Raw genomic sequence first — 24,818 nt, 5'->3', positions numbered from 1 at the left:
TATGAAAATCTTAATAATAGAGGATGATATTGAGCTTCTAAAAAATTTAACAGACAGTTTAAAACAGGATTGCTTCACAGTTGTAACAGCGCAAACTGGCAAAATGGCATTGCAAAAATATACTGAAGATGTATTTGATCTTGTATTGTTAGATTTAAATTTACCCGATATGGATGGGATTGATATTTTAGAAAAAATCCGAAAGGGAAAAATTCCATCTGTGCACGTACTTATTCTTACCGCTAAATATGAACTTGAAGACAAGGTCATAGGATTAGATGCTGGAGCAGATGATTATCTTGCAAAACCTTTTTCTATGGTAGAGCTAAAAGCAAGAATTAGAGCCATATTACGAAGAAGCTCAACCAATAAGCAAATCAAACTGCACATTAACAATATCGAAATCAACATAGCTGAAGGGAGCGTTCAAAACTATATTGTCTAGAACGCTCCACTATTGTTATTTAACTCAATGTTTCCAAAACTTTTTTCACTTCACTGGCGTGATCTTTGACTTTAACATTTGACCACAATTTAGCGATTTTACCACTTGGGTCGATTAAAAAGGTTGAGCGCACAATGCCCATATACTCTTTACCACAAAACTTTTTCAACTGCCACACACCGTAATTTTGCGCTACTTCAGTGCTCACATCAGAGAGCAGTGTTATCTCTAGTTTTTGTTTGGCAATGAACTTTTGATGCGATGCTGTACTATCAGGACTAATACCTAAAACAACAGCATTTAAACCTTCAAAACTTGGAAGTGCTGCTGTAAAATCACACGCCTCAGTGGTACATCCAGGCGTACTGTCTTTAGGGTAGAAGTAAAGCACGATCCATTTGCCCTCTAAATCTCGCAGGGATATTTCTACATTGTCTTGATTGGGAAGACTAAGAGCGGGGGCTTTATCACCTATTTTTATCATCTAAATTCCTTTGTTGATATTTTTTAGCATATTACCACAGATTTGATCTGAGTATAGTCATCCAAAAGCGCAAAATAAGGACCTTCTTTTCCAACGCCACTTTGTTTGATGCCACCATAAGGCTGAAGATCAAACCGCAATGTGGGAATGTCATTGATAACAATACCACCCGCTTCAAGCTCATCAATTGCTCTTTGAACTATGGAGAGATCATTACAAAAAATGGAATATTGAAGTCCATAATCTGAAGCGTTCATTTTGGTTTTTGCCTCTTCGTAATCCTTCACTTTAATGAGTGAAACAATCGGCGCAAAAACCTCTTCACACACAATCGCCATTGCTTCACTTACATCTGCCATAATCGTTGGCTCAAACAAAAGAGCTTTATATGTAAAACCACACAAAGGTTTTGCCCCCTCGTCTATGGCACTTTGAATCCATCGTTTTGCCTTGAGCACCGCAACTTCATTGACCATCGGTCCAATGAAAGTTTTTTCATCATACGGTGAGCCTACATGTAAACTTTTGCTCTCGTTAACCAGCGCTTGTGCAAACGATTCATAAATGCTTTCATGCACGTAAATACGTTGCAATGAAATACATACTTGCCCCGAATTAATAAATGCACCCACCGCACATCGTTTAGCCGCAAGGACAAGATCAGCTGAAGCATCAATATACGTCGCGGCATTCCCACCCAGCTCCAAAGCCACTTTTTTGATCCCCGCTTTTTGCGTGATCTCACGTCCAACGCTCACACTGCCTGTAAAACTGATGACGCGAGGAATTTCGCTGGTGATCAGTGTTTCATTCACTCCTTCACCACTGTAAAGGAGACTGAGCGCATCTTTTGGCGCATACGGACTTTCGATGAAAAGTTTGACCAGTTCATACGCCGTTCGTGGCGCTTGTGAAGTCGGTTTCAAGATGACGGCATTACCCGCAACCAATGCTGGGGCGATTTTGTGCGCGACTAAATTGAGCGGAAAATTAAACGGTGTAATCGCTAACACCACGCCTACAGGTTCGCGTTTATAAAAGGATAAACTCTTTTTACCACTGGGCATTGCAGTGGTATCAAACGTTTCGCCGTTTACATGTAACATCGCATTGGCGGAGAGTTTAATCGTCTCGATGCAGCGATCGACCTCAACGCGTGAAAAAGCAATCGGTTTTCCCACCTCATCGGTGATACAAAGCGCTATTCGCTCACGCTCAATTTCCAGCTTTTGCGCCACATCCAACAGCCAATTGGTGCGCTGATGCAGTGGAATCTGTTTTACATGTAAAGCTGCCGTACGTGCTATTTCTAAAACTTCTTTGGCATCGGTTGCATCGCAAAGGCAAAAGCTTGAAACCACGCGTCCATCATACGGTGAACACACCTCTTTGCACTCTTTTTTATCCTTACATGTAGAACCAAAATAGAGCTTTGCTTTCATAATTTTACTCCTTCTTTTGTGATTCAAAGCACCAAGGGTGCGTGGGCACTCTGTCTTTGAGAGCCCAGTGTTAACGTAGTCTTTAGAGCTTTGCTTTGAAGACGTATTCAAATTGAAGTATAACGCAACTTTTCATACTAAAACTATCTTTAATCAATTTTTGGCTACCATAGTATCTCTTTAGAAAACGACTTTTAAGAAGGTAGAAAATGGATAAAGCAAAATACATTTGGATGGACGGCAAACTCGTTGCATGGGATGATGCAAAAATACATATTTTGACCCATACACTTCACTATGGTAATGGTGTTTTTGAAGGCACTCGTGCGTACATGACGGACAATGGTCTGGCTATTTTTAAGCTTAAAGAGCACACCAAACGCTTGCTCAATTCTGCCAAAATTACTCGCATTAAAGCGACCTATTCCCAGGAAGAACTCGAAGCAGCTCATATTGAACTTCTTAAATCAAACAACTTTACCTCCAACGTCTATATTAGACCGCTGATTTATTTAGGATACGGCGTTATGGGGCTTAATCTTGCACAAGCACCGGTGAATACAGCGATTGCAGCATGGCAATGGGGCAGTTACCTTGGCGATGATGGCATTGAAAACGGCATTCGCGTTAAAATCTCTTCATTTGCTAGAAATCCTGTCAGTGCCAATATGGGAAAAGCTAAAGCTGCTGCAAACTACCTCAACTCACAAATGGCAAAATACGAAGCACTCGAAGCGGGTTATGAAGAAGCGTTACTTTTGGATGAAGATGGATTTATCGCTGAAGGCAGTGGAGAATGCTTCTTTATCGTCAGAAATGGCAAGCTGATTTCTCCACCAAACGACACATCTCTTGAGAGTATCACTCAAGCAACCGTATTAGAGCTTGCGCGCGAAGCAGGCATTCCTATTGAGCGCAGACGCATTACACGTGACGAAGCGTATATCTCTGATGAAGCGTTCTTCACAGGCACTGCCGCAGAAGTAACTCCAATCAAAGATATCGATAATTATATTATTGGCGATGGTAAACGTGGTCCTATCACCAAACAACTTCAAGAAGCGTATTTTGATGTGGTCTACGGACGCAATCCAAAATACAAACATTTCTTAACATTTATCTAAATTCCTGCCTCGAAAGAGGCAAGCTTTAGCGCCAAGCACAGTTTTGGCTTTGCTTGAAACCGTATTTTATAATTGAAACAAAGGAAGATTATGCCAGCAGATTTGAACGACTATTTTAAAAAGAAAAATGGGGGAGGAAGCAGTAATAATGGCGATAATGACAATCGCACCCCTTTTAATATCGAACCTCCCGATTTTATGAAAAACCTTGGTAAAAAGGCAGGAATCATTTATGTGCTTATTGCAATCATCGTCATTGCTGTTATTGCCAAACCTTTTGTGATTATTAATTCAGGCGAAATGGGAATTAAAGCAACGACTGGTAAATTTGAGCCGATCCCGATGGAACCAGGATTTCATCTTTTTATCCCTTTTATTCAACAAGTTTTTATTGTTGATACTAAAGTGCGTATTATGAACTACTCTTCAAGCGAAGACTTAGGTGAAGTCTTGCAAAGAGGATCTGGCATCAAAAAAAATGCAGCTATTTCTGTTCTTGATGCAAGAGGCTTACCTGTTTCAATTGAACTCACAGTTCAATATAAATTAGAACCAACAACTGCACCACAAACGATTGCAACATGGGGTATGGCATGGGAAGATAAAATTATTAACCCAGTTGTCAGAGATGTCACAAGAGCTGTTATAGGTAAGTTTAATGCGGAAGAGTTACCACAAAGACGTAATGAGATTGCTGTCAATATCGAAGAAGGTATTCGTAAAGCGATTGACGCACAACCAGGCAAACCTGTAGAACTTCTTACCATGCAACTCAGAGAAATTTTACTTCCTGCAAAAATTAAAGAGCAAATTGAAAAAGTTCAAGTAGCGAAGCAAGAGGTTGAGCGAACAAGGTATGAAGTAGAAATAGCCAATCAACAAGCCCTTAAACGTGCTGCTGAAGCGGAAGGTCAAGCAAAAGCGAGACAAATCAATGCTCAAGGTGAAGCAAACGCTGTTAAAATTGAAGCGGATGCAGATGCCTATGCTAATAAAAAAATCAGTGAAAGCATTTCTGATCCACTCTTAAAACTTCGCCAAATTGAAGTCCAAGGAAAGTTTAACGAGGCACTTAAAGAAAATAAAGATGCAAAAATTTTCCTAACACCCGGTGGTTCAACCCCTAATATTTGGGTCGATACCAAAGATAGCCAAAAAGCGGTCAGTATAAGCAAATGAGTTCAGCACTAATTCATTCCATCGACTGGAACGCTTCACCACTTTTGCCTGTCGTTGTACAAGACGTCAAGAGTGGTGAGGTTTTAATGCTCGCATATATGAACCAAGAAGCGCTCTCTTTAACACTTCAAACGAGATTTGCTCACTACTATTCCAGAAGCCGCCAAAGCCTCTGGAAAAAGGGTGAAACGAGTGGTCACGTACAACACGTTAAAGAGGCTTATTTGGATTGCGATAGCGATACGTTATTGCTCAAAGTTGAGCAAGAAGGTGTAGCATGTCATACGGGGCGCATGTCATGCTTTTTTAACCGTATAGATGTTGAAGAAACCCCTAAAGAGCCAGCCAAAGAGATTGAGGCTTATTCTATTAGCGATAAAATTTATCATATTATACAAGAACGCAAAAAAGCTGATCCTAAAACCTCTTATGTGGCATCACTGCTACACAAAGGTGACAATAGTATTTTGAAAAAAGTTGTCGAAGAAGCAGGTGAATTTTGTTTTGCCTTCAAAGACAATGATAACAAAGAGATCATTTATGAGGCGGCCGATCTTATGTTCCATGCTCTTGTTGCATTGGGAGCTAAGAATATTCATCCATCACTGATCTCCAAAGAGCTTGAAAGACGCTTTGGACTCAGCGGGATAGAGGAGAAAAATAGCCGTAATGAACACTGATGCACTCAAATTATCACTATTGACCTATATTAAACACTTTGGTCTTTATGATTATTTGGCATTTAGTTGGTTGTTTTTTACTTTTATTATTTTAATAATCTTAGCAAGCTTAGTAGCGAGACGCTCTTCTACGGCGTCTCTTCTTTTAGTTATCTTTGCTCTTCTCCTTCTTGTCATTTCACCTTTCTTTATTAAAGAAAAACTAGAAGAAACATTCAGAACAACAACAACCGAAATCACTATGGTCAAGAGATTAACCTTTTCAGCATCACTTATTGTTGAAGGAAATATCTACAATAAATCAACTAAAAATTTTTCGCTTTGTTTGATTCGCACTTCTATTTTTAAACAAACAGGGGCACAAGGGTTCAAAGCATATCTCAATTCTCTAAAACCAATATCTAATCAGTCGATATTAGTTACAAAGGACCTTTTAAAAGAGGATAGTATGGAATATCAAGCTGTTTTTGATGGTTTTGAATATAATGGTGATGTATTTGCAACATTAAAAGCAGAGTGCTACTAAAGGAGTAACTGTGACCTATTTTACGCTACTTCATTGGTTTATTCTTATTCTTATTCTTCTTATATTTTCTCTTGTTCTCGTGTTAACTATTCGTAATCATGATGGTAAATCTTCTCTATTTGCGCCGATTATAGCCAATATCTTTATTATGGCTATTTTTGCTTTTTTTGCCATTTACGGACTCGATAAATATACTAAAGTTGCTCGATTAGAAAACATAACACAGAAAAAAGTGTTGATTAATGAATCTTTTTCTATTTCAGGACAAATTCGTAATATTGGCAATTTTCAAATAGGTAAATGCATTTTAGAAGTTAAAATTTCTAATGAACTTGGCGACTCTGCAGGATCTGGATCTATTGTTTTTGAACCAAAATCAGCTTTTGACAATCTTTTTAGCAGGGATTCTAGCAGTTCTGTAGATACAACTAAAGAATTTGTCATTGCAGAGAATCTACATAAAAATGAAATGCGCAATTTTACTGTCTTTATGCGATACCCTCCATCTTTTTCAAAGCCATATATACGCTATGAGCTTTTTTGTCACTAATCCCATTGATGGCTTCTACTTCTAGTAAAGAAGTCCCTCTTTTTTAAGAGCTTCACGAATATTAAACATTTGTTGATGTTTGGTGTAACACCATGATGGAGATAAAAGAGTAGCGTCTTCAATGCCTGCACTCACCCGTTGAAGCATAACACCTTCTGGTAAAAGTTTGATGGCTTTAATAATCGTTTGAATGTAAGACTCTTCAGAAATTGGAATAAAGTCTCCTCTATTAAGATCATTGGCTAACGCTGTTTGTTTAACAACATATAAAGGATGAAATTTAAAAGACTTAACACCTAGCCTAAGTGCAAATTTGACACTTTCTAAAGCCATCTCAGGTGTCTCACCAGGTAGTCCAAAGATAACATGAGCACATATTTTAAGTCCATACTGACGCGATAAAGTAATGTATTTTTCAATATTAGCACTATCATGCCCTCTATTGATTCGTTTTAATGTTTCATCAGAAGAAGATTGTACACCATATTCCAGCCAAATTTCATGTTCTTTTGAAAGTTCCGCTAAATAAGCGATCACCTCTTCTGTCACGCTATCAGTACGTGTTCCAATACTTAAACCTACAACACCTTCAAAGCTTAAAGCCTTTGTATAGAGTGTTTTAAGTGTTGCAAGGGGTGCATAAGTATTGGTAAAAGATTGAAAATAGATAATAAATTTTTGTGCACCAAATTTTTTTGACAATACTTTCCTTGTCTTTTTATACTGTGCTTCGAGTTGAATGAGCTGGAACTCTAAATAAGGATTTTCAGAAGTTGGGTGTAAGTAAAAACGCTTAGGTTGCTTGTGCTCTAGATTGGGGCTAAAAGACTCATTTTCGCAAAAAATGCAACCGCCCCTGGCGACGGTACCATCAATATTAGGGCAGGTAAATCCAGAGATTGAGACAGGAATTTTATAAATAGTCTCCCCAAATTTTCCTCTAAAATACCGCCCCGCTGTTAAAATCTCGCGCATTATTTAATAAAATAATTTCCATCAAAACTCACCAATGAGTAATTCATATCGTTTCCAATACTCTCTTTAAGTGCATCTATACTTAAAAATGCCAATGAATCTGCTTCAATATATTCTCTAACTTCTTCAACGCTTTTATTGGCACTAATCAACTCTTTATAACTTGGCGTATCAATACCATATAAACAAGGATGTTCAATTGTTGGAGAAGCAATACGCATGTGTACCTCAGCAGCACCTGCACGTTTTAATAATTTAACGATTTGTCTCGAAGTAGTACCTCTTACAATACTATCATCAATCACAACAATTTTTTTACCTTCTAAAATTTTATGAATAGGAGAGAGTTTAAGTTTCACTTTGAGATCACGCACCGCTTGCGTAGGTTCAATAAATGTTCTTCCAACATAATGATTTCGAACAATTGCCATTTCAAAAGGAATGCCACTGGCTTGAGCATAACCTAATGCTGCACTCACGCCACTATCAGGAACAGGAATAACAAGATCTGCTTCGACAGGAGCAAGCTCCGCCAGTTTCATACCCATTTTTTTACGCGCAGCATAGACATTTTTACCTTCAATTACACTATCAGGTCTCGCAAAATAGATAAATTCAAAAGCACAGATATGGGGATCTGGCTCAAAGAGTTGAATACTTTCAAACTCCTCTTTACCTTGCTGAAAAATCACCATCTCACCAGGTCGTACATCTCTTACAAACTCTGCATCTACAAGGTCAAGTGCACACGTTTCGCTTGCAACGATATAACCACCCTCTTTCATTTTACCAATCGACAAAGGACGGACACCATAACGATCACGTATCGCAAACATTTTTGATCTACTTTGAATTAAAAGACAATAAGCACCCTTGATGACATTCAGTGCTTCCACAATACGGTCTTTAAGTTTACCTTGTTGAGAGCGTGCAATTAAATGAATAATATTTTCTGTATCCATAGAAGATTGAAAAATAGCACCTTGCTCAACAAGTTTACTTCTTACTTCATGCTTATTAATGAGGTTACCATTATGAACAATCGAAATATCACCCAATTTATAACTTGCTGCAACGGGTTGAGCATCTTTCACTGAGTCGCTTCCTGCCGTAGAGTAACGATTATGACCTATTGCCATATCTCCGTGTAAGAAAGCCAGTTTTCCTTCATTAAAGACTTCGGTGACTAATCCATTGTCTTTAATGGTACGAATTTTTTTGCCATCACTGGCACTGATACCTGTTGCTTCTTGTCCACGATGTTGCATCGCAAACAGAGCATAATAGGCTATCTTAGAAGCATGTTTTACATCAAATACACCAACAATTGCGCACATAAGTTCATATCACCTTTTTTTAAAGACCTAAACAGTCACTAATCGTATAAAGACCATTTGGTTGATTGATGATCCACTTTGCGGCTTTAATTGCGCCTTTGGCAAAGGTATCACGACTAGTTGCAGTATGATTCATTTCAATAAACTCGCCATCATTGTAAAATCCTACCGTATGACGACCTACAATATCACCACCACGAAGCGCCATTATGGCAATCTCATCTTTACTACGTTCCCCAATAAGACCATTGCGCCCACTGATGCGAACATCATCTAAATTGAGACCTCGTCCACGCGCAGCATGCTCACCAAGAGTTAATGCTGTACCACTAGGTGCGTCTTTTTTAAAACGATGGTGCTGTTCTACAATCTCAATATCAAAATCACTGAGGCTTTTAGAAGCAAGCTCAACTAAACGATTGAGAACAGCCACTCCTAAAGACATATTTGTAGAATAAAGAATAGGCATATTATTGGCTGCTTCTTTTAAAAGATTATGTTGGTGTTCATTTAATCCTGTTGTACCAATCACTAAGGGCGTTGGATGTTTTAAAGCATTTTCAAGCAATGTTTCTGTACCAATGGAGATTGTAAAATCAATGACCACATCACTCTTTTGCAAAAGAGTAAGTACGTCATCCGTAACAACTGCATCCTTAGGAGGAGTAAAACTAAACTCTTCTATGGCATGTAAAACATACGGTTTTGCTTCTTTGTCTTTAATCAGATTATCAATAAGCAACCTGCCTACCCTACCCGTTGAGCCGTGAATTCCAACATGTATCATTCTAAATTTTCCTTCTTTTTAATGGTTCACATATTCTAAAGCTTGGATACCAGCTGTCGCGCCATCTCCTGCTGCACATACCACTTGTTTTGAAGCTTTTGTCCTTAAATCACCTGCTGCAAAAAGCCCTTTTACAGATGTTTTCATGCTAAGATCTACAACAACATTACCGTTTTCATCCATTTCGCATAGAAAATTGCCATCTTTTTGCTTTAGAATGGTATTATTGACATTCATCCCAACAAAAACAAATACACCGGGAACAACAATATCTCTTTCGTTCCCTGCATTATCTACGACAATAATACCATTTAAACCCATTTTATCGCCATAGGCTTTTTTCACTGTAACATTTAATACAAGTTCTATTTTAGGGTTATTTTTCACTTTTTCAATCGTACTGGGGCTTGCTCTAAATGTATCACGCCTGTGAACTAAATAGACTTTTGAACAGATATGAGAGAGATAAAGTGCTTCTTCTAAAGCAGTATCACCGCCGCCTAAAGCGACAACTTCTCTATTTTTATAAAAAAATCCATCACACGTTGCGCAGGTACTCACACCTTTACCAAATAATTCAGCTTCACCTTCAAAATTAGCTTTTTTGGGAGTACTTCCTGTACAAACGATGACACTTTTAGCCTGTTCACTTTTACCACCTGCTAAATCAATCTGAAATGTACCATCTTCATTTTTAGAAATACGAGTGACCTCTTCCATTGCATGTTTTAAGCCAAAACGCATGCACTGTTCTGACCAAGGCGCCATAAAATCTAATCCACTTAAAATTTCTGCACTTCCTGGATAATTTTCAATTTCACTACTACTAGTGATCTGTCCACCAGGAAGTCCTTTTTCAAACATTACTACATTTTTTAAACCACCGCGCGTTGCATACAATCCGGCACTAAGTCCAGCAGGACCTCCACCAATAATTGCTAGATCTAACATGATTTTTCCTTATCTTTTTTTAAACTTTTTGAATGATATAATGCCTATTTAACAGATACAAATCATATTTTAGTCTAAAAGAGGTTTTGTAGCCAAGGAAGTCAATGACTTCCTTGAGAAATTTTATTTAAGAAGTGAATTAACTTTATCAGCTAAAACTTGTTTGGATGATGCACCAATCATTTGGTCTACTAATTCACCATTTTTAAAAAAAAGAATAGTTGGAATTGATCGAATACCATATTTAATTGCGACATCTTGTTCTTCATCAGTATTGACTTTGCAAATCTTTGCTTTACCATCAAAATCACTGGCCAATTCTTCAATCACTGGAGCAATCATACGACAAGGTCCACACCATGGTGCCCAAAAATCTACTAATGCTACACCATCAGCTACAGTACTATCGAAATTTGATGCATTCAACTCTATGTATTTTCCCATTTTTTTCCCCTAAAACGTTATTTTATATATATTCAATTATACTCACTCTAACTTTAAAATTACCATAGCAGTTAAAGTTATTTTTTTAGTAACTAATATTTTTTATTATTTCTATTTTTTCAGGTGTAACGAGAATAGCATCAATTTGATAATCATAAGAATTGGGATGCAGCAATAAATAATACTTAATTGTTTTAATGATTTTTGTCATTTTTGTGGCAGTTATTCTTAAGATAGGGTCATATTTTTCCGAAAATTTAACTTCACAGAAATGGAGAATGTTGTCTTTTAGCGCAATGATATCAATCTCACCAAATTTTGAATGAAAATTGCGTGCGAGAAGTGTGTAGCCCTCTTTTTCTAGAAAGAATGAGGCCTTGTTTTCAGCCTCTAGTCCTTCTTGCAAACCCATTAAGACTCGATGCGTATCATCGCTGGTTTTAATTCAACAAATGGCAATTCACTTAGTTCCTGAATTGCTTTTTGAATATCTTTTTCTTTACAGATATGAGTCGAAAAGAGTAATACTGCACTCTCATTTTTATAAGCAACTTGTTTTTGTAAAAAACTACTAATTGAAATAGAATGCTTTCCTAAAATTTCAGAAATCTTAGAGAGGACACCAATTCTATCTACTACTGTAACTCGAATGTAATATTGTGTATAAATTTCATCTTTATTCATCAATGTTAAACCACTTTTCTCAAGTGGTTTAATAAAGCCTAGCATTGGCGAATTTTGTGTATGCCGAGCAATATCAATGAGGTCAGAAACAACAGCACTTGCAGTGGCACTTCCGCCAGCACCTGGCCCATAATACATTGTCTCACCTACACGATCTCCAATAACACTAATGCCATTCATGACACCATCAACTTTGGCAATCATCTGCTTGATAGGTACCAATGCTGGATGTACACGAAGTTCAACTTTGTCGCTACTTTTTTTAGCAATTGCAAGCAATTTAATGTTATAGCCAAACTCTTTTGCAAAATAGATATCTTCACTATTGATATGTTCGATTCCTTCGATCAAAATCTCTTCAGGCTTCACATCAATTCCATAGGCAATACTCGCTAAAATGAGTAGCTTATGCGCAGCATCAAATCCACCCACATCAAACGTTGGATCAGCTTCGGCATACCCTAATGCTTGGGCTTCCCTCAGAACATCTGCAAATTCTGCTTTTTCATTCATCATCTTCGTTAAAATGAAATTACATGTACCATTCATGATGCCTTTAATGGCTTCAATATGGTTGGCACTTAACCCCTCGCGAAGAGCTTTGATAATAGGAATACCTCCAGCAACACTTGCTTCGTAGCCAATAGGTATAGTACCTGCAAGATCGCGTAGTTCATAGCGGTGGTATGCCAAAAGAGCCTTATTCGCTGTCACAACCGCTTTTTTATTTTTGAGAGCATGTGTTACAATTTTATAAGCTTCATCCACACCACCCATCAATTCGACCACAATATCAACGTCAGGATTTTCTAAAATATCATTAACATCACTACTTAAAGGGATGTTAACATCCCTTTTTTTGGTTATATCTTTTACGACACCCATAATAGGAACAATTTTTTTGCCACTACGCGCAGTGATAATATCTTCATTTTCTTGTAAAATTTTAATAACGTGGCTGCCAACAGTTCCTACACCAATAATTCCAACTTTGATCATTCGCTAACCTTCTAAACTCTTCAAATACTTCTTAATATTACGTGCTGCTTGGCGTATTCTATTCTCATTTTCAATGAGGGCAATTCTGACATATCCTTCACCACTCTCGCCAAAACCAATGCCTGGGCTCACAGCAATTTTTGCTTCTTGAAGTAGTTGTTTTGCAAATTCCATACTTCCTAAATGTGCAGCAACTTTAGGAATTTTTGCCCATACAAACATGGTTGATTTTGGTTTTTCCATCGGCCAACCTGCATTGTTAAAACTCTCAACCAAAATATCGCGACGTTTATGATACGTCTCTCTGATTTCATCTACACATTCTTGTGGACCATCAAGGGCAACAGTTGAGGCAACTTGAATCGGAGTAAACATACCATAATCAAACCATGATTTGATTTTTTGAAGGGCTCCCACAAGTTTTTTATTACCCACAACAAAACCAACACGCCAACCTGCCATATTGTAGCTTTTTGAGAGTGTATAGCACTCAACAGCAACATCTTTAGCACCTTTCACTTGGAAGATAGAAGGCGTCTCATACCCATCAAAAGAGAGATCAGCATATGCGATATCGCTGATAATGTAAAAACGTTCCTCTTTAGCATACGCAACCAACTCTTCGTAAAAAGCAACATCCGTTGTAACGCATGTAGGGTTATGCGGAAAGTTGACGACCACAAATTTTGGCTTAGGTGCTGATTCTTTAAATACTTTTTTCAATTTTGCAAAAAATTGTACTTTATCAAGTACATATTTTTCATTATAATCTATTCCAAATTTATGAACATTACCACCTGCAATCATAAAGGCATAGGCGTGAATTGGATAAGCAGGATCTGGTACAACCGCAACATCACCTGGATTCATGATAGCTTGTGCTAAATGTACAAAACCCTCTTTACTTCCTAGTGTTGCAACTGCTTCTGTATTGGGATCTAAAGTAACTCCATATTTACGTAAATACCAATTACAAATGGCAAGACGAAGTTTATAAATACCTTTACTTACAGAATAGCCATGCGTGCCATCCTTTTGGGCTGACTCAACGAGCTTATCAATAATATGTTGTGGAGTCCTTCCATCAGGGTTACCCATTGAAAAATCGATAATATCATCCCCTGCATGACGGGCCGCTAATTTTAATTCATTAATTTCGGCAAAAACATATCCTGGTAATCTATCAATTGTATTAAATCTAATTTCATCAAACATTTTTTCTCCTCTTTTACTCTTTTACCTGTAAAGATAATCCGTGCTTTATATTTTCAAGCATAAAAGCATCGCTCATCTTCAAATAAGCTGCGTTACTAGGAACTTTTAGCTTAAGCGTTCGCGTCGATTCTTCAGATTTTACATCACTTAAAAGATGTAAATTTTCATCAAAAAAGACTACATCTGGAAACCATCTATCCCCTGAATGAACCGTTACTGTGATCTCTTTAAGGTTTCTAACATCAATCCAATAAGGCTTTAAAGGTTTACCTAGTGGCGTTGTTACACCACTTTCTAGTTTTTTTGCCCCTAAATAAGCATTACTTGAATCAATGTCATAGAACCAGTAATTGTCATCATTTTTTACGATATTTGTTATGTTGCATCCTCTAGCCACAAGGGCCCCTGCAAAAGATTCAGGATCAACGATATGTTCCGTTTGAAGATAAATTTCCCAAACAAACCCAGCACTATCACGCAAAGCATTGCTGGTTAAAAAATAGTTATATCCCATTGCTTCGAGGGACTCATTGATTATTTTAAGAAAAATAAGTGGATCGCTTTGTGTACGAAAAGCCAATCGTAATTGAATAGGTTTATCGTATAAAAGCTGTAATAAGCCATTTTTTTTCAGAACAGAGATCACTTTTACACTGTCAACTTCGCCATTAGGCTTTGTAAAATTACTACTTTGTGCAAAAAGAACTTGAATTAAATTCTTTTGCGTTTCATATTTAGTGGGACCTACAAAACTTTTGATTTTGTCTTGAAGTGTCTGTGCGCCAAATAAAGAGAGCGAAAGGGTTAGGATAAGAAGTAGCTTTTTCACCAATTTTTGCCTCGATTAAGCTCTATAAATTTTTCTTCGGAAATCTTTTTCATTGTTCCCTCTTCAACTAAAAAACGCGTTGATCCTTGTTCGGTAAAGTCTTCCACACTCCCATCGTAAGAGAGTTTAAAAAAGCCATTCCCCGTTTTGATAATTTGACGTTTTGTTAAATCAATAGTGATATTTTGATCACTTGTGCTTTCTTTACGTGTAAAGGTCTCAAGATTCACAAAACCAACCCAAATACGCTTAGTTGGAATCATAATTGCACTGTTTTTAGGGATATCTTTCACCAACGTTGTGTTGCTTTCAATCAGTGTTGGTAGGGGTGAAGAACCCGTACTATTCGTATCATTAGCTTCTGTTTTACGAGTCAAGTTTTCATCAATACTCACAACAACGGCTTCTGTCGTGCTGTTACTACTATTGGTATCAACAACGCGTTCTTCCACCTTAACACCCAAAGAAGTGGCCGTTGCTTGCACGACTGGAGTACTTTGGAAAGCACTGGTTTGATTAGTTTCTACTTTTGTTTTATCAAGAAGATTCATAATGTCAAAATTAATATCTATTTTAAAAATTGAGAAAAGAGCAAAAATTCCTGATATTAAAACCAACACTAAAAAAATCCATGCTCCTTTTTTATAAGGTCGATCACTTTTAACATGAATAAATATTTTCTCTTTGTGAGACTCATCTTCCGCTTTATGTGCAGCCCAGTAATCGTAAAATCCTTCAAGCCAATCGGTTAAATCAAGCTTATACTCACGAGAAAGAATTTTCACAAAACCTAATGTGTTAATTTTATTGAGTTTGTCATATTGATTGTTGATCATATACTCTAGTTGCTTGACTTCAATGTGGGTTCTTTTACAAACCTCTTGCAAACCAATTTTTTCTAAGACCCTGATATCATTATCCATTGGCAATCCTATCACACAGTACAGCAGCTGCTGCACTCACATTTAAAGAGTCAAATGCTCTTGCCATTTTGATTGAAACTACTGTATCTAATCGCTCTTTTACTTTAGGCGATAAACCCTTTCCTTCGCTTCCCATAATCAAAACACGTTTAGGTGCGAAAGTCACTTCTTTAACATCTACACCACCCATGTCTGCGCCATAGAGTGTGAACCCTATCTGTTTCAGTTCGTTGAGCATATCACGTGTGGAAGGGCATAATGCAATCGGTAATTCAAATGCTGCGGCACTACTCGTACGTAAAATTGCCTCCAAGTTACAGGTTTTCATACCGCTTAAAATTAAACCGTCTGCTCCAAACGCATAGGCACTACGGACAATAGCACCAATATTGCCTACATCCGTTACTTCGTCTAAAATCACCAAAAAAGAGCCCTGCTTGATTTCGTTAAACGGAACAAGTTCAAGATCTTTAATCTCCGCAATAAAACCTTGATGGTTTCCACCATGACACAAGGCTTGTGCTTTTCGCTCATCAATCGTACAGATATTTTGTGTGACACGCGCGATTTGTGAAAAAAGCTTAGGGTCACACTTCTTGGGTAAGAATACCGTCTCGATCCTTGAAGGATAGTGATTTAACAGATGTAAAAAGAGTTGTTTTCCATAGATTATCATGGCAAATATTGTATCCAAACTGGCTTAAAATAATACTAGTTTTACTATAAAACACGATTTTTAGGAGATTCCATGTAACAAAATAGAGATATTAATTTTGAAGTTTCGTGTACCACTCTTTAATACTCTCGCCTGTCAGTTTCGAAAGGAGTTTTGCCTTTTGTTTAGGAGGTAAGTCGAGATCAATCAAATCTTCTTTAGTGATGGCTTCACCACCTTGGTGAATTTCAGGTGCAATGACAATCACCCATTCTCCCTTGAGATTGGCTTTTTTGGATGCTTCTTGCACTTCAAGAGCTGTTCCTAAAAAACGTTTTTCGTACAATTTCGTTGCCTCTTTAATCGCAAATATTTGACGATTAGGTGCAAACTGTGCTAACTCTTCAAAAAGTTTTTCAATACGATGCGGAGATTCATACACAATAACAGCATAAGGAGAATTGAGTGCTTCAAACAGCTCATTTTGGCGGTCCATGCCTTTGTGGGACAAAAAGCCATAAAACAAGAACTGATGCGTTTCAATACCACTTGTAACATATGCGAGTAAGGCTGCATTCGCTCCTGGAAGAATTTCATAGGAGAGTGCATTGTTTTGGCAAAAGCGCACTAGAGCAGCCCCTGGATCACTAACGCCAGGCATTCCTGCATCGCTAAGATACCCCACAGTCTCTTCAAATATTTTTTTATCAATAGTGGATAAAACAGTATCTTCGTTATGTGAATGCATGGAAATAAAGTTTTTAATTTGAAATTCAAGGTTATGTTTTTGAGCCAGAAGAGAAAGAAGTCTTTTAGTGATTCGGGTGTCTTCGCAGAACAATGTTTTACACTCCGCTAAAAGTTTAAGGCTTCTAACGGAGATGTCGTCTAAGTTTCCTATGGGGGTAGGAATGAAATAGATCAATGGTTTTAAGAACTATTTTAAGCTATATTTTTTCTTAAATTTCTCAACTCTACCTGCAGCATCCACTATCTTCTCACTGCCCGTGAAGAATGGGTGGCATGAACTACAAATATCAATTCTTAACTCGGCTTTGTTAGACATAGTTTCAAAACTATTTCCACATGCACAAGTTACAACGCATGGTACATATTCAGGATGAATATCTTTTTTCATAATGTTTTTCCTTAATTATTCATAAAAATAAAATCTATTATTTGGCACAGCTTGCCAAAGGGTGCAAATTATAGCACAAAAGATTCATTATTTCAAGTCATGCCAATATTTTGGAAGCCGCAGCGACAACAGCCGTTTCACTTCGTAAAATTGTGTTACATGTAAGACCAACAATTGACTGATTTTGAAGTAACATTCGCTCTTTTTGACTCAAACCGCCCTCTGGTCCGATCAAGATGGAAGAAATTTTTTCAGTCTCATTCAGTTTTATTTCTGAAAAATCTAAGATATGGCTTTGAGGGTATGCCTTTATATAGTCTTGTAGCGTTGGAAGCACTTCAATTTGCATCAGTAAACTACGTCCACATTGTTGGGATGAGTTAATCAAAATTCGTTTCATGCGCTCTAAATCAAGCTTGTGACTTTTTTGCGAAAATTCGGCGTAGACAAAACTAATCTTAGAAACTCCCAGTTCATTGAGCATTGGAAGCGTCTTTTCAATAATCTTGGGATCGATGATACTCCATCCTACATGTAAAATTTTTGAAGGTAAAAGTGGTAACTCTTTTTTGCCTATCAGATCAAGTTCTGCTTCTTTTTTGCCTATCTTAGAAATTTCATATTCATAAAGAAATACATCTTCCAAATTGCGCCACTGAAGCTTCTCGCCTACACTCATACGCCGTACTTTAAAGATGTGCTCATACTCTCTTACATCAACACTCAGTGTTTGAATACCTGCATTGGGATGGTAAACAAATTGCATTTTAATGTACCATGTAAAAAAGGATACTTATCGCAATGACAGCAAGTAAATCTATGCTATATTTTTTGATGGCATAGTGCTTATAGGCACTTTGAGACTCTTCTGTTCGCTCAATTTTTTTATAAAGTTTATGCCCTCTGATACCAAAAGCAACGATAAGAAGCCACACTAAAATCATAATCCATACAGAAAAAGAGAAGTTAAACTGTTGGACTGCCATCACAATAATACCCGTAAAGAAAATAGCTGAGAGTACAATGTAATATTGAGGGGCAATTAATTCAAGCCTTTTTGAAAGTTTGAGAAATGTTTTGTCACTTTTTAAAAGATAAATATTTAATCCAATTAATACCACTAAAAGAATGATGAAAAGCAAATGCAGTTGGATTGATAGTCTTATTAGTTCATCCATGATGAAAAATCCTTCACAAAAATAATCTAAAATTCTATCATTCTTAGTATAATATTCCCCATAAATCACAAGGTTCATAAATGCCTATTTCTTATCAAGAAGCGCTAAAGATTATTCAGACGCACATCAAACCTTTACATGTAAACAAAACATTGCCTCTTCTTAAGGCAATTAATCGTATTGCAAGTGCCGATGTTTATGCTAAATTTGCACTTCCCAAATATCCAATGAGTCTTAAAGAGGGTTATGGTATCGCTTTTTCTGTGGATAAAACAGTTTATACCCTACTCTCACCTCCCTATCCAAACCCTATTCCTTTGGGTTATGGAGTGAGTTTATCCACAGGCGAGAGAATTCCTGAAGGAGCTGATACCATTATTGCGGAAGAAGATGTCGTGTTGGAGCAAGAAAATTGCATCAAAATTCCTTTACATGTAACGCAAACACAGCACATCAAAAAAGAGGGTGAAGACATCGCCAAAGGTGAATTATTACTTAAAAAATGTGAACGTGTTAGTGCCCAAAAAATTACAGCTCTCTCTTCACAAGGTATCACTCAAATCAAAACATTCCAAAAAACGACTGTTAGCATCTTAAGCATAGGCAATCAACTCGCCTCGGGTGAAATTCACAACTCAAATGCGATGAGTTTAGCAGCAAGGATTATTGAACTGGGTGGGAAAGTGGATGAAATTGAAATTTGTGAGGAAAATGAAACAAAAATTTTAGAAAGATTAAAGGCACTCGTTCAAAAATCAGACTGTGTGATTACGACTGGAGCGATGAGCCGGCATGATGCAATGCGTTATTTATTGGAGACAAAGACACTAACACCGCTTTTCCATCATGTACGCATTGCTCCAGCCAAACCTAGTGCACTCTCTTTACTTGAGAACAAACCTATTTTACATCTTCCTGGTCTGCCCCTTGGATGTATGCTCGGTTTTGAGATGCTAGGAGTTCCACTCCTGAGACAATTGCAACATCAACTGTGCATTATTCCTGATTTTATTACTTGCATCAATCAAAAACGTGTTACATGTAAAGATAATTGTATGAGTGCCATACCAGGATACAGCGATGGGAGAAACTTTGTATGTGCCCCTTATTATGAGGCAGGAAGGCTCAATATCCTAAGCCAATGCAATGGTTATACCCTTATGGAAGATCAAGAGAGCATTGAAGAGGGAAGAGAGATTCCCTTCTTCTATTTTACTCATCCACCTGTTTCGTAAAAAGCGCGCGTTGATGTCTCATTTTGATCATCGTCGCTCCACTTATTTTTTTCAGGCTTATTACGTAATACCTCTTTTAAAATCTCGGCAGCTCCCGCAACATCACCCTTATGAACCGCATCTTTAATGCTCATCGCCTCATCAAAATAGAGACAAGGAATCAACATACCCTCTGCGGTAAGGCGAATACGGTTACAATCTTCACAGAAATCATGCTTATGCGGATCAATAATACCAAAGACATAGCCATCATCCAACTCAAATAGGTGCGCAGGGCTAGGCCCTACGCGTCCGATCGCTTTAAAGTGATATTTTTGGGCAATGATTGCTTGTACTTCATCGCCACTTAAACCTTTGAGTTGCTCTTTCGCGTGGGTGTTTTCCATGTATTCAATAAAACGAATCGACATTCCACGCTCTTTAGCGTACTCAAGAACATCTAAAACTTCACCTGCATTGATTCCTTGAATGGGAACCATATTGATTTTGACTTTGAGCCCAACTTTAAGTGCCTCTTCAATCCCCGCTTGCACTTTAGCTAAGACATCTTTTTGTGCCATTTTTGCAGCGACATCTGCTTTAAGGCTATCAAGCGAGATGTTAACACGCTGAAGTCCCGCATTTTTAAGTTTTTGTGCAGCATCTTTGAGTAAAAAACCATTTGTGGTGAGGGCTAGATCGAGTCCGCTTTTATGGTGATTGATCATCGCGATAAATTTGTCCAAATCCGTCCGCAAAAGAGGCTCGCCTCCGGTAATACGAATTTTTGTTATTCCCTCATCAATAGCAACTTTGACAAATAAAAACAGCTCTTCAAAATTGAGTAAGTTCTCTTTGGGTACCCATGAAAAAGGCTTTTCAGGCATACAATACTGACATCTAAAATTACATCGTTCCGTGACTGAAATCCTAAGGTACGTCACATTCCTTCCAAATCCATCTATCAGCATTTTTCCCCTCTTCCTATTAAGTCAAAAAAGCATTATACACAAAATGTCACTTTGAAGCTATTTTTAAAAAGTATTGGGATAAAATTATCTTACATTATCTTAAGAAACCTCTCAAAGGAGTTTAGGTATGCAAAAGCCTATCCCCAATAACAAGGAACACAGTGTAAGTGCTGATGCGTTTTTGGTTTCTAAAACAGATACCCATGGCAAAATTACTTACTGCAATGAACCTTTCATCAAAATTGTGGGCGCGAGTGAACAAGATATTCTTGGTAAACCGCATAATATCATCCGCCATCCCGATATGCCTCGTATTATTTTCAAACTTTTATGGGATAAAGTCAAAAATAAAGAAGAAATTTTTGCCTATGTCAAAAATCTAAGCTTTGACGGGGGGCATTATTGGGTCTATGCAAACATAACGGCCTCAATCGATCAATCAGGAAGTATTATTGGCTATTACTCGGTAAGACGAAAAGCCAATCCTAAAGCACTTCAAGTTATTGAACCGCTGTATGCCAAATTATTAGAGCTTGAAAAGACAGGTAGCATGGAAGCTTCTTCTGCCTATCTCACCGATCTATTAAATCAAAAAGGAGTCAGTTATGAAGAATTTTCTAACACGTTGCAACGATTATAAACTGGTTCTTTTTGCTCTACTTCTTGGTATTGGAATAGGAACTTATTATGCGAATGCTACAGAAGGTATTGTCACATCATCACTTCTATTTGGTGTTGCGGCAGGTTCTTTTTTTGGAAGTCGAAAGAGAATGGAATGTGATACTGAACTCTATGAAAAAACTTTGAAAGTCATTCGTGAGGCAGCTCATGGTAATTTAGAACCTCGTGTTGTTAATGTCGATCCCAATAAACCCATGGGCAAAATTGCTTTAGAAATTAATGACCTTCTTGATCAGATGGAAGCCTTGATGAGAGAAACTAAAACAGCCATCGAATCTGCCAGTCAAGGTAAAACTTATCGCAATATCTTTAATGAAGGCTTCCGTGGCCTTTTTGCCATCAATGCACACTACATTTCAGAAGGTGTTAAAGGCATTATAGAAGGGCAAAAAGGTAAAGCAAGAGGTGTTCTCTCTTCAGCATTTTCAGACCTTGGAAATGGAAATAACGGTGTTTTACGCATTCAGCAAGACCTTTCTAATAGCATAAAAGAGATGACGCAAATTACCAAAGTTTCAAATATGACAGCTGAAAAATCAAATGATAGCTTAGATACAGTTTCAGCACTCTCATCAGGGATTCAGGAGCTTTTAGAGCTTCTCACCAGTACCAATGAAGCTATTACGTCGCTCAGTGAACGCACTTCAGAAATATCTTCTGTAGTCAACCTTATTAAAGACATTGCCGACCAAACCAATCTTTTAGCACTTAATGCAGCTATTGAAGCTGCGCGCGCGGGTGAACATGGACGTGGATTTGCCGTTGTTGCCGATGAAGTACGCAAATTAGCAGAACGTACCCAAAAAGCAACACAAGAGATTGCCATGACCATTCAAACCTTACAACAAGAAACAAATGGTATTCACTCCAATTCTGATCGTATTAGCACGATTGCCAACAGTAGCGGTGAAAATGTTATTCATTTTGAAGATGCGCTTCGTGCCTTCAACAAAGATGCAAATGATACTGCGGATATCTCTTATAAACTTGAAAATAAAATCTTTACTATTCTTGCCAAAATCGATCACATCGTTTATAAAACCAATGCGTACTCTGCTGTATTGAATGAAAAAACAGATGCCAATTTTGCGAATCATGAAAATTGTAGACTGGGGAAATGGTATCAAGAAGATATAACAAAAGAGCGTTTTCATAGTACCAAAGCGTATACCTTACTTGCTGAACCACATAAAACTGTGCATGAATGCGTTGCTGAAAATATACAACACCTTCAAAATGGTTACAATGCCGATACTATTGCATTCTTTATCAATAATTTTAAAAAGATGGAAAATGCCAGTACAACGCTCTTTGGATTACTAGATCAAATGATTCAAGAATCCGCTTCAGAGTGTCGTTCTACGAGAAAATAAGTCACTCAAACGGCTTTACATGTAAAGCCGTTTGAATTTTGCAAGAACACTATTTCAAATTAGCCAATTTTAAGACTAAATCCACTTCGCCAATACCAATACGCAAATCTTTAGCAATCTCTGCTTCACTTCTACCTTTTGCATATTGCGAAACGATCACTTTTTCATTGGAACTTGAAGGTGAAGAAGAAGCAAAGCTCATCTCTTTCGTTCGACTCTCCAAACGATCAATACGAGAACTTTGTTCATCCCGAAAATTTTGCATAATTTTTTCAACATCCTTAAGCGATCCAACCAGAGGAAAAACACTTTGCTGAATCTCTTCTTTTACACGTCCCAATATCTTACTTTCAAGTGCTTTCATATCTACAGCAGGCTCTTTTGCAGCAGAAGTTAATTCACCTAATGTTTTATTGAGGACATGATTTTGGTAGTTCAATTCTTCAATGCTTTTTTCATAAATGAGCAACTTTTTATTGACCTCAACATCGCGAATATACACCATTAAAAAAATGATCACGACAAGAGCCGCTAATGCAATAAAAGCCAATGTTTCAATACTCATTTTGATTTCCTTTCATCTGGCGTATCATCACACGCTCGCATGCCACCATATAAGTGCTCCAATCCTTTTCATCATCTTCATGCATCATTACAATCTTCCCAATACTTTCATTTAACGCTTCAAAAAAAAGAGGCATTTGCCGTTTCGGAAACGTCGGCATATCAATTCTTGCATAATAACTTTCATCCGGTTTTAATACATTACTATCAAATTCAATGTATCCATGTCCAATTGCCTTCAAATTGCCTTCTAAGGCAAGCGGTAGATGCAAAGGTGTGTCACTGGTAATTAAGTGGGTTAATTTATCAATTTTACGATGCAACTCAACCAAAAGTGTGAGCAAAACTTGATCACTTTGTTCCGATTCCTTACGAACTTTAGAGGATTTAAGCCAAAGACCCAAAGGGTCATCATTCAGCTGTAAAAGAGTGTAATACTCTTGCATAAACGCTGTATTTTCGACGTTACCTGGCTCGTACACTATTTTTAAAAATGCAGGTACAAAGCGAATGTCTTCCATCTTAAATCCTATCTAAAAAGACAAATGCAAAAAAGATGATGCCCAAATAACCATTCAGCGTAAAAAACGCACGATCAATTTTTGAAAAATCTTTCAGCACAATACGATGCTCAAAAAAGAGTACAATCGCAGCGATCAAAACACCGAGATACGCAAAAAAACCAAGATTGGCACTGAGTGCAAATAAGAACCAAAAGAGAATCGTTTGTCCATGAAAAAGACGTGAGATAAAAAAGGTCGCCTCTTTACCAAAACGTGAAGGAATAGAGAAAAGTCCATTGGCTGTATCATACTCCATATCTTGAAGCGAATAGAGAAGGTCAAACCCTGCTACCCAATACATTACGCCAATAGAGAGCAAAATGGACCATAAAGGGATAGATTCTTGAATTGCTACCACACCTGCAATAGGGGCTAACCCTAACGAAAGACCTAACACCAAATGCGCATAAGGCGAAAAGCGTTTAAAGAGCGAATAACCACCCAAAATAATTAAAATAGGCACACTAAGATAGAAAGCCAGATTATTGATCAGGTACGCTACCGCAATAAAAATTGCAGCATTGAGTGCAATAAAAAGTTGCATATTAAGGCTACCGATTCTGCCATCAACACTTGGGCGACTCGCCGTTCTTGGGTTGTATTTATCAATATCACGATCGGCATAACGGTTAAAAGCCATCGCAAAATTACGTGCACTGACAGCGGCTAAAAGCCCTAAAATTAAAAGTTTAAATCCAAACCATAGAGTACCACTCTGTGCCTTGGAAGAGACGATCATCGCCACAAAAATAAATGGGAGTGCAAAAACGGAGTGTTTAAAGACGATTAAATCACTAATATCTTTGAGTTTGAGCCAGAGTTGTTGCAATACTAACCTTTACATTTAAGATAGCTTGATTTTACAACAAAACCCTTTAAAAGTGTTATAATTGCACGCACAGCATCG

At 37.5% G+C, this 24,818-nt stretch carries 30 protein-coding genes; 9 read left to right on the top strand and 21 right to left on the bottom strand.

The window, feature by feature from the left end; genetic code table 11:
- The first annotated feature begins 1 nt into the window (after position 1).
- Entirely contained in the window at positions 2-445 is a 444-nt protein-coding gene (locus tag FA584_RS00990) for a response regulator transcription factor (protein ID WP_167749998.1), read from the top strand.
- Positions 446-464: 19 nt separating this feature from the next.
- On the opposite strand, the gene bcp is transcribed toward FA584_RS00990, so the two are convergent.
- Together bcp and FA584_RS00980 are read right to left on the bottom strand one after the other, a co-directional pair.
- Complete coding sequence (gene bcp, locus FA584_RS00985) at positions 465-929, bottom strand: thioredoxin-dependent thiol peroxidase (RefSeq protein WP_167749997.1); 465 nt, start codon at positions 927-929, stop codon at positions 465-467.
- Between the two features lie 23 nt (positions 930-952).
- A complete protein-coding gene (locus FA584_RS00980) occupies positions 953-2,371 on the bottom strand; it encodes an aldehyde dehydrogenase family protein (protein WP_167749996.1) in 1,419 nt (472 codons plus the stop codon).
- A 209-nt stretch (positions 2,372-2,580) separates the two neighbouring features.
- Here FA584_RS00980 and FA584_RS00975 point away from each other — a divergent pair, with 209 nt between their 5' ends.
- From FA584_RS00975 to FA584_RS00955, 5 genes are all read left to right on the top strand, one after another.
- Positions 2,581-3,495: a branched-chain amino acid transaminase gene (locus FA584_RS00975; RefSeq protein WP_167749995.1), complete on the top strand. Its 915-nt coding sequence runs from the start codon at positions 2,581-2,583 to the stop codon at positions 3,493-3,495.
- 90 nt (positions 3,496-3,585) lie between these two features.
- Positions 3,586-4,674, top strand: coding sequence for an SPFH domain-containing protein (locus tag FA584_RS00970; protein ID WP_167749994.1), 1,089 nt, complete (start codon positions 3,586-3,588; stop codon positions 4,672-4,674).
- Positions 4,671-5,354 carry a bifunctional phosphoribosyl-AMP cyclohydrolase/phosphoribosyl-ATP diphosphatase HisIE gene (gene hisIE / locus FA584_RS00965; RefSeq protein WP_167749993.1) on the top strand — a complete coding sequence of 228 codons (684 nt, stop codon included), beginning with the start codon at positions 4,671-4,673 and terminating at the stop codon, positions 5,352-5,354. The genes FA584_RS00970 and hisIE overlap by 4 nt, the downstream gene beginning before the upstream one ends.
- Positions 5,344-5,880 (top strand): DUF2393 family protein, encoded by a 537-nt coding sequence (locus FA584_RS00960; RefSeq protein ID WP_167749992.1) that lies wholly within the window; start codon positions 5,344-5,346, stop codon positions 5,878-5,880. The genes hisIE and FA584_RS00960 overlap by 11 nt, the downstream gene beginning before the upstream one ends.
- Positions 5,881-5,890: 10 nt before the next feature.
- Complete coding sequence (locus tag FA584_RS00955; RefSeq protein WP_167749991.1) at positions 5,891-6,430, top strand: DUF2393 family protein; 540 nt, start codon at positions 5,891-5,893, stop codon at positions 6,428-6,430.
- A 21-nt stretch (positions 6,431-6,451) separates the two neighbouring features.
- On the opposite strand, the gene mnmL is transcribed toward FA584_RS00955, so the two are convergent.
- The 15 genes from mnmL to FA584_RS00880 all read right to left on the bottom strand — a co-directional run bounded on the left by mnmL (position 6,452) and on the right by FA584_RS00880 (position 18,545).
- Positions 6,452-7,405 carry a tRNA modification radical SAM protein MnmL/YtqA gene (gene mnmL / locus FA584_RS00950; protein ID WP_167749990.1) on the bottom strand — a complete coding sequence of 318 codons (954 nt, stop codon included), beginning with the start codon at positions 7,403-7,405 and terminating at the stop codon, positions 6,452-6,454.
- Positions 7,405-8,742, bottom strand: coding sequence for an amidophosphoribosyltransferase (purF, locus tag FA584_RS00945; RefSeq protein ID WP_096045576.1), 1,338 nt, complete (start codon positions 8,740-8,742; stop codon positions 7,405-7,407). The genes mnmL and purF overlap by 1 nt, the downstream gene beginning before the upstream one ends.
- Positions 8,743-8,761: 19 nt before the next feature.
- Complete coding sequence (dapB, locus tag FA584_RS00940; RefSeq protein ID WP_096045575.1) at positions 8,762-9,529, bottom strand: 4-hydroxy-tetrahydrodipicolinate reductase; 768 nt, start codon at positions 9,527-9,529, stop codon at positions 8,762-8,764.
- Between the two features lie 18 nt (positions 9,530-9,547).
- Complete coding sequence (locus tag FA584_RS00935; RefSeq protein ID WP_167749989.1) at positions 9,548-10,480, bottom strand: NAD(P)/FAD-dependent oxidoreductase; 933 nt, start codon at positions 10,478-10,480, stop codon at positions 9,548-9,550.
- 123 nt (positions 10,481-10,603) lie between these two features.
- Complete coding sequence (gene trxA, locus FA584_RS00930) at positions 10,604-10,924, bottom strand: thioredoxin (protein ID WP_087437491.1); 321 nt, start codon at positions 10,922-10,924, stop codon at positions 10,604-10,606.
- A gap of 85 nt (positions 10,925-11,009) precedes the next feature.
- Positions 11,010-11,336, bottom strand: coding sequence for a YraN family protein (locus tag FA584_RS00925; RefSeq protein WP_167749988.1), 327 nt, complete (start codon positions 11,334-11,336; stop codon positions 11,010-11,012).
- Complete coding sequence (locus FA584_RS00920) at positions 11,336-12,607, bottom strand: homoserine dehydrogenase (protein WP_096045572.1); 1,272 nt, start codon at positions 12,605-12,607, stop codon at positions 11,336-11,338. The genes FA584_RS00925 and FA584_RS00920 overlap by 1 nt, the downstream gene beginning before the upstream one ends.
- Before the next feature lie 3 nt (positions 12,608-12,610).
- Positions 12,611-13,822 (bottom strand): LL-diaminopimelate aminotransferase, encoded by a 1,212-nt coding sequence (locus FA584_RS00915; RefSeq protein WP_167749987.1) that lies wholly within the window; start codon positions 13,820-13,822, stop codon positions 12,611-12,613.
- A 13-nt stretch (positions 13,823-13,835) separates the two neighbouring features.
- Entirely contained in the window at positions 13,836-14,651 is an 816-nt protein-coding gene (locus FA584_RS00910) for a hypothetical protein (RefSeq protein WP_167749986.1), read from the bottom strand.
- Positions 14,648-15,574, bottom strand: coding sequence for a hypothetical protein (locus tag FA584_RS00905; protein ID WP_087437486.1), 927 nt, complete (start codon positions 15,572-15,574; stop codon positions 14,648-14,650). Before FA584_RS00905 ends, FA584_RS00910 begins: the two co-directional genes overlap by 4 nt.
- The gene (rlmB, locus tag FA584_RS00900; RefSeq protein ID WP_087437485.1) at positions 15,567-16,250 is read right to left on the bottom strand and encodes a 23S rRNA (guanosine(2251)-2'-O)-methyltransferase RlmB; all 684 of its coding nucleotides are present in this window, start codon (positions 16,248-16,250) and stop codon (positions 15,567-15,569) included. The genes FA584_RS00905 and rlmB overlap by 8 nt, the downstream gene beginning before the upstream one ends.
- Before the next feature lie 91 nt (positions 16,251-16,341).
- Positions 16,342-17,154 (bottom strand): 16S rRNA (cytidine(1402)-2'-O)-methyltransferase, encoded by an 813-nt coding sequence (gene rsmI / locus FA584_RS00895; RefSeq protein ID WP_167749985.1) that lies wholly within the window; start codon positions 17,152-17,154, stop codon positions 16,342-16,344.
- Between the two features lie 12 nt (positions 17,155-17,166).
- The gene (rpmE, locus tag FA584_RS00890) at positions 17,167-17,367 is read right to left on the bottom strand and encodes a 50S ribosomal protein L31 (protein ID WP_025343427.1); all 201 of its coding nucleotides are present in this window, start codon (positions 17,365-17,367) and stop codon (positions 17,167-17,169) included.
- Between the two features lie 97 nt (positions 17,368-17,464).
- Entirely contained in the window at positions 17,465-18,133 is a 669-nt protein-coding gene (locus FA584_RS00885) for a 16S rRNA (uracil(1498)-N(3))-methyltransferase (RefSeq protein ID WP_087437483.1), read from the bottom strand.
- 1 nt (position 18,134) lies between these two features.
- Positions 18,135-18,545: a hypothetical protein gene (locus FA584_RS00880; protein ID WP_087437482.1), complete on the bottom strand. Its 411-nt coding sequence runs from the start codon at positions 18,543-18,545 to the stop codon at positions 18,135-18,137.
- 80 nt (positions 18,546-18,625) lie between these two features.
- Here FA584_RS00880 and FA584_RS00875 point away from each other — a divergent pair, with 80 nt between their 5' ends.
- Positions 18,626-19,780 carry a molybdopterin molybdotransferase MoeA gene (locus tag FA584_RS00875; RefSeq protein ID WP_087437481.1) on the top strand — a complete coding sequence of 385 codons (1,155 nt, stop codon included), beginning with the start codon at positions 18,626-18,628 and terminating at the stop codon, positions 19,778-19,780.
- Here FA584_RS00875 and moaA read toward each other — a convergent pair.
- On the bottom strand, positions 19,762-20,730 hold the full coding sequence (gene moaA / locus FA584_RS00870; protein ID WP_167749984.1) for a GTP 3',8-cyclase MoaA: 969 nt from the start codon (positions 20,728-20,730) through the stop codon (positions 19,762-19,764). The two genes, FA584_RS00875 and moaA, sit on opposite strands and share 19 nt — an antisense overlap.
- Positions 20,731-20,857: 127 nt before the next feature.
- Here moaA and FA584_RS00865 point away from each other — a divergent pair, with 127 nt between their 5' ends.
- Positions 20,858-21,370: a PAS domain-containing protein gene (locus FA584_RS00865; RefSeq protein ID WP_191342068.1), complete on the top strand. Its 513-nt coding sequence runs from the start codon at positions 20,858-20,860 to the stop codon at positions 21,368-21,370.
- Positions 21,336-22,784, top strand: a complete 1,449-nt coding sequence (locus FA584_RS14960) for a methyl-accepting chemotaxis protein (protein ID WP_167749983.1) — start codon at positions 21,336-21,338, stop codon at positions 22,782-22,784. The genes FA584_RS00865 and FA584_RS14960 overlap by 35 nt, the downstream gene beginning before the upstream one ends.
- A gap of 49 nt (positions 22,785-22,833) precedes the next feature.
- Here the strand turns inward: FA584_RS14960 and FA584_RS00855 are convergent, their stop codons facing one another.
- From FA584_RS00855 to mqnP, 3 genes are read right to left on the bottom strand one after another with little or no spacing between them, the layout of a single operon-like run.
- On the bottom strand, positions 22,834-23,349 hold the full coding sequence (locus FA584_RS00855) for a DUF6115 domain-containing protein (protein ID WP_167749982.1): 516 nt from the start codon (positions 23,347-23,349) through the stop codon (positions 22,834-22,836).
- Positions 23,339-23,869: a hypothetical protein gene (locus FA584_RS00850; RefSeq protein ID WP_167749981.1), complete on the bottom strand. Its 531-nt coding sequence runs from the start codon at positions 23,867-23,869 to the stop codon at positions 23,339-23,341. The genes FA584_RS00855 and FA584_RS00850 overlap by 11 nt, the downstream gene beginning before the upstream one ends.
- 1 nt (position 23,870) lies before the next feature.
- Positions 23,871-24,740, bottom strand: coding sequence for a menaquinone biosynthesis prenyltransferase MqnP (gene mqnP / locus FA584_RS00845; protein ID WP_088437174.1), 870 nt, complete (start codon positions 24,738-24,740; stop codon positions 23,871-23,873).
- Positions 24,741-24,818: the final 78 nt, after the last annotated feature.

This window comes from Sulfurospirillum diekertiae (assembly GCF_011769985.2).
In the GTDB taxonomy this organism is placed as follows: domain Bacteria; phylum Campylobacterota; class Campylobacteria; order Campylobacterales; family Sulfurospirillaceae; genus Sulfurospirillum; species Sulfurospirillum diekertiae.
The sequence above is the reverse complement of the archived record's forward strand: the minus strand, read 5'-3'. Positions and strand labels throughout refer to the sequence as shown.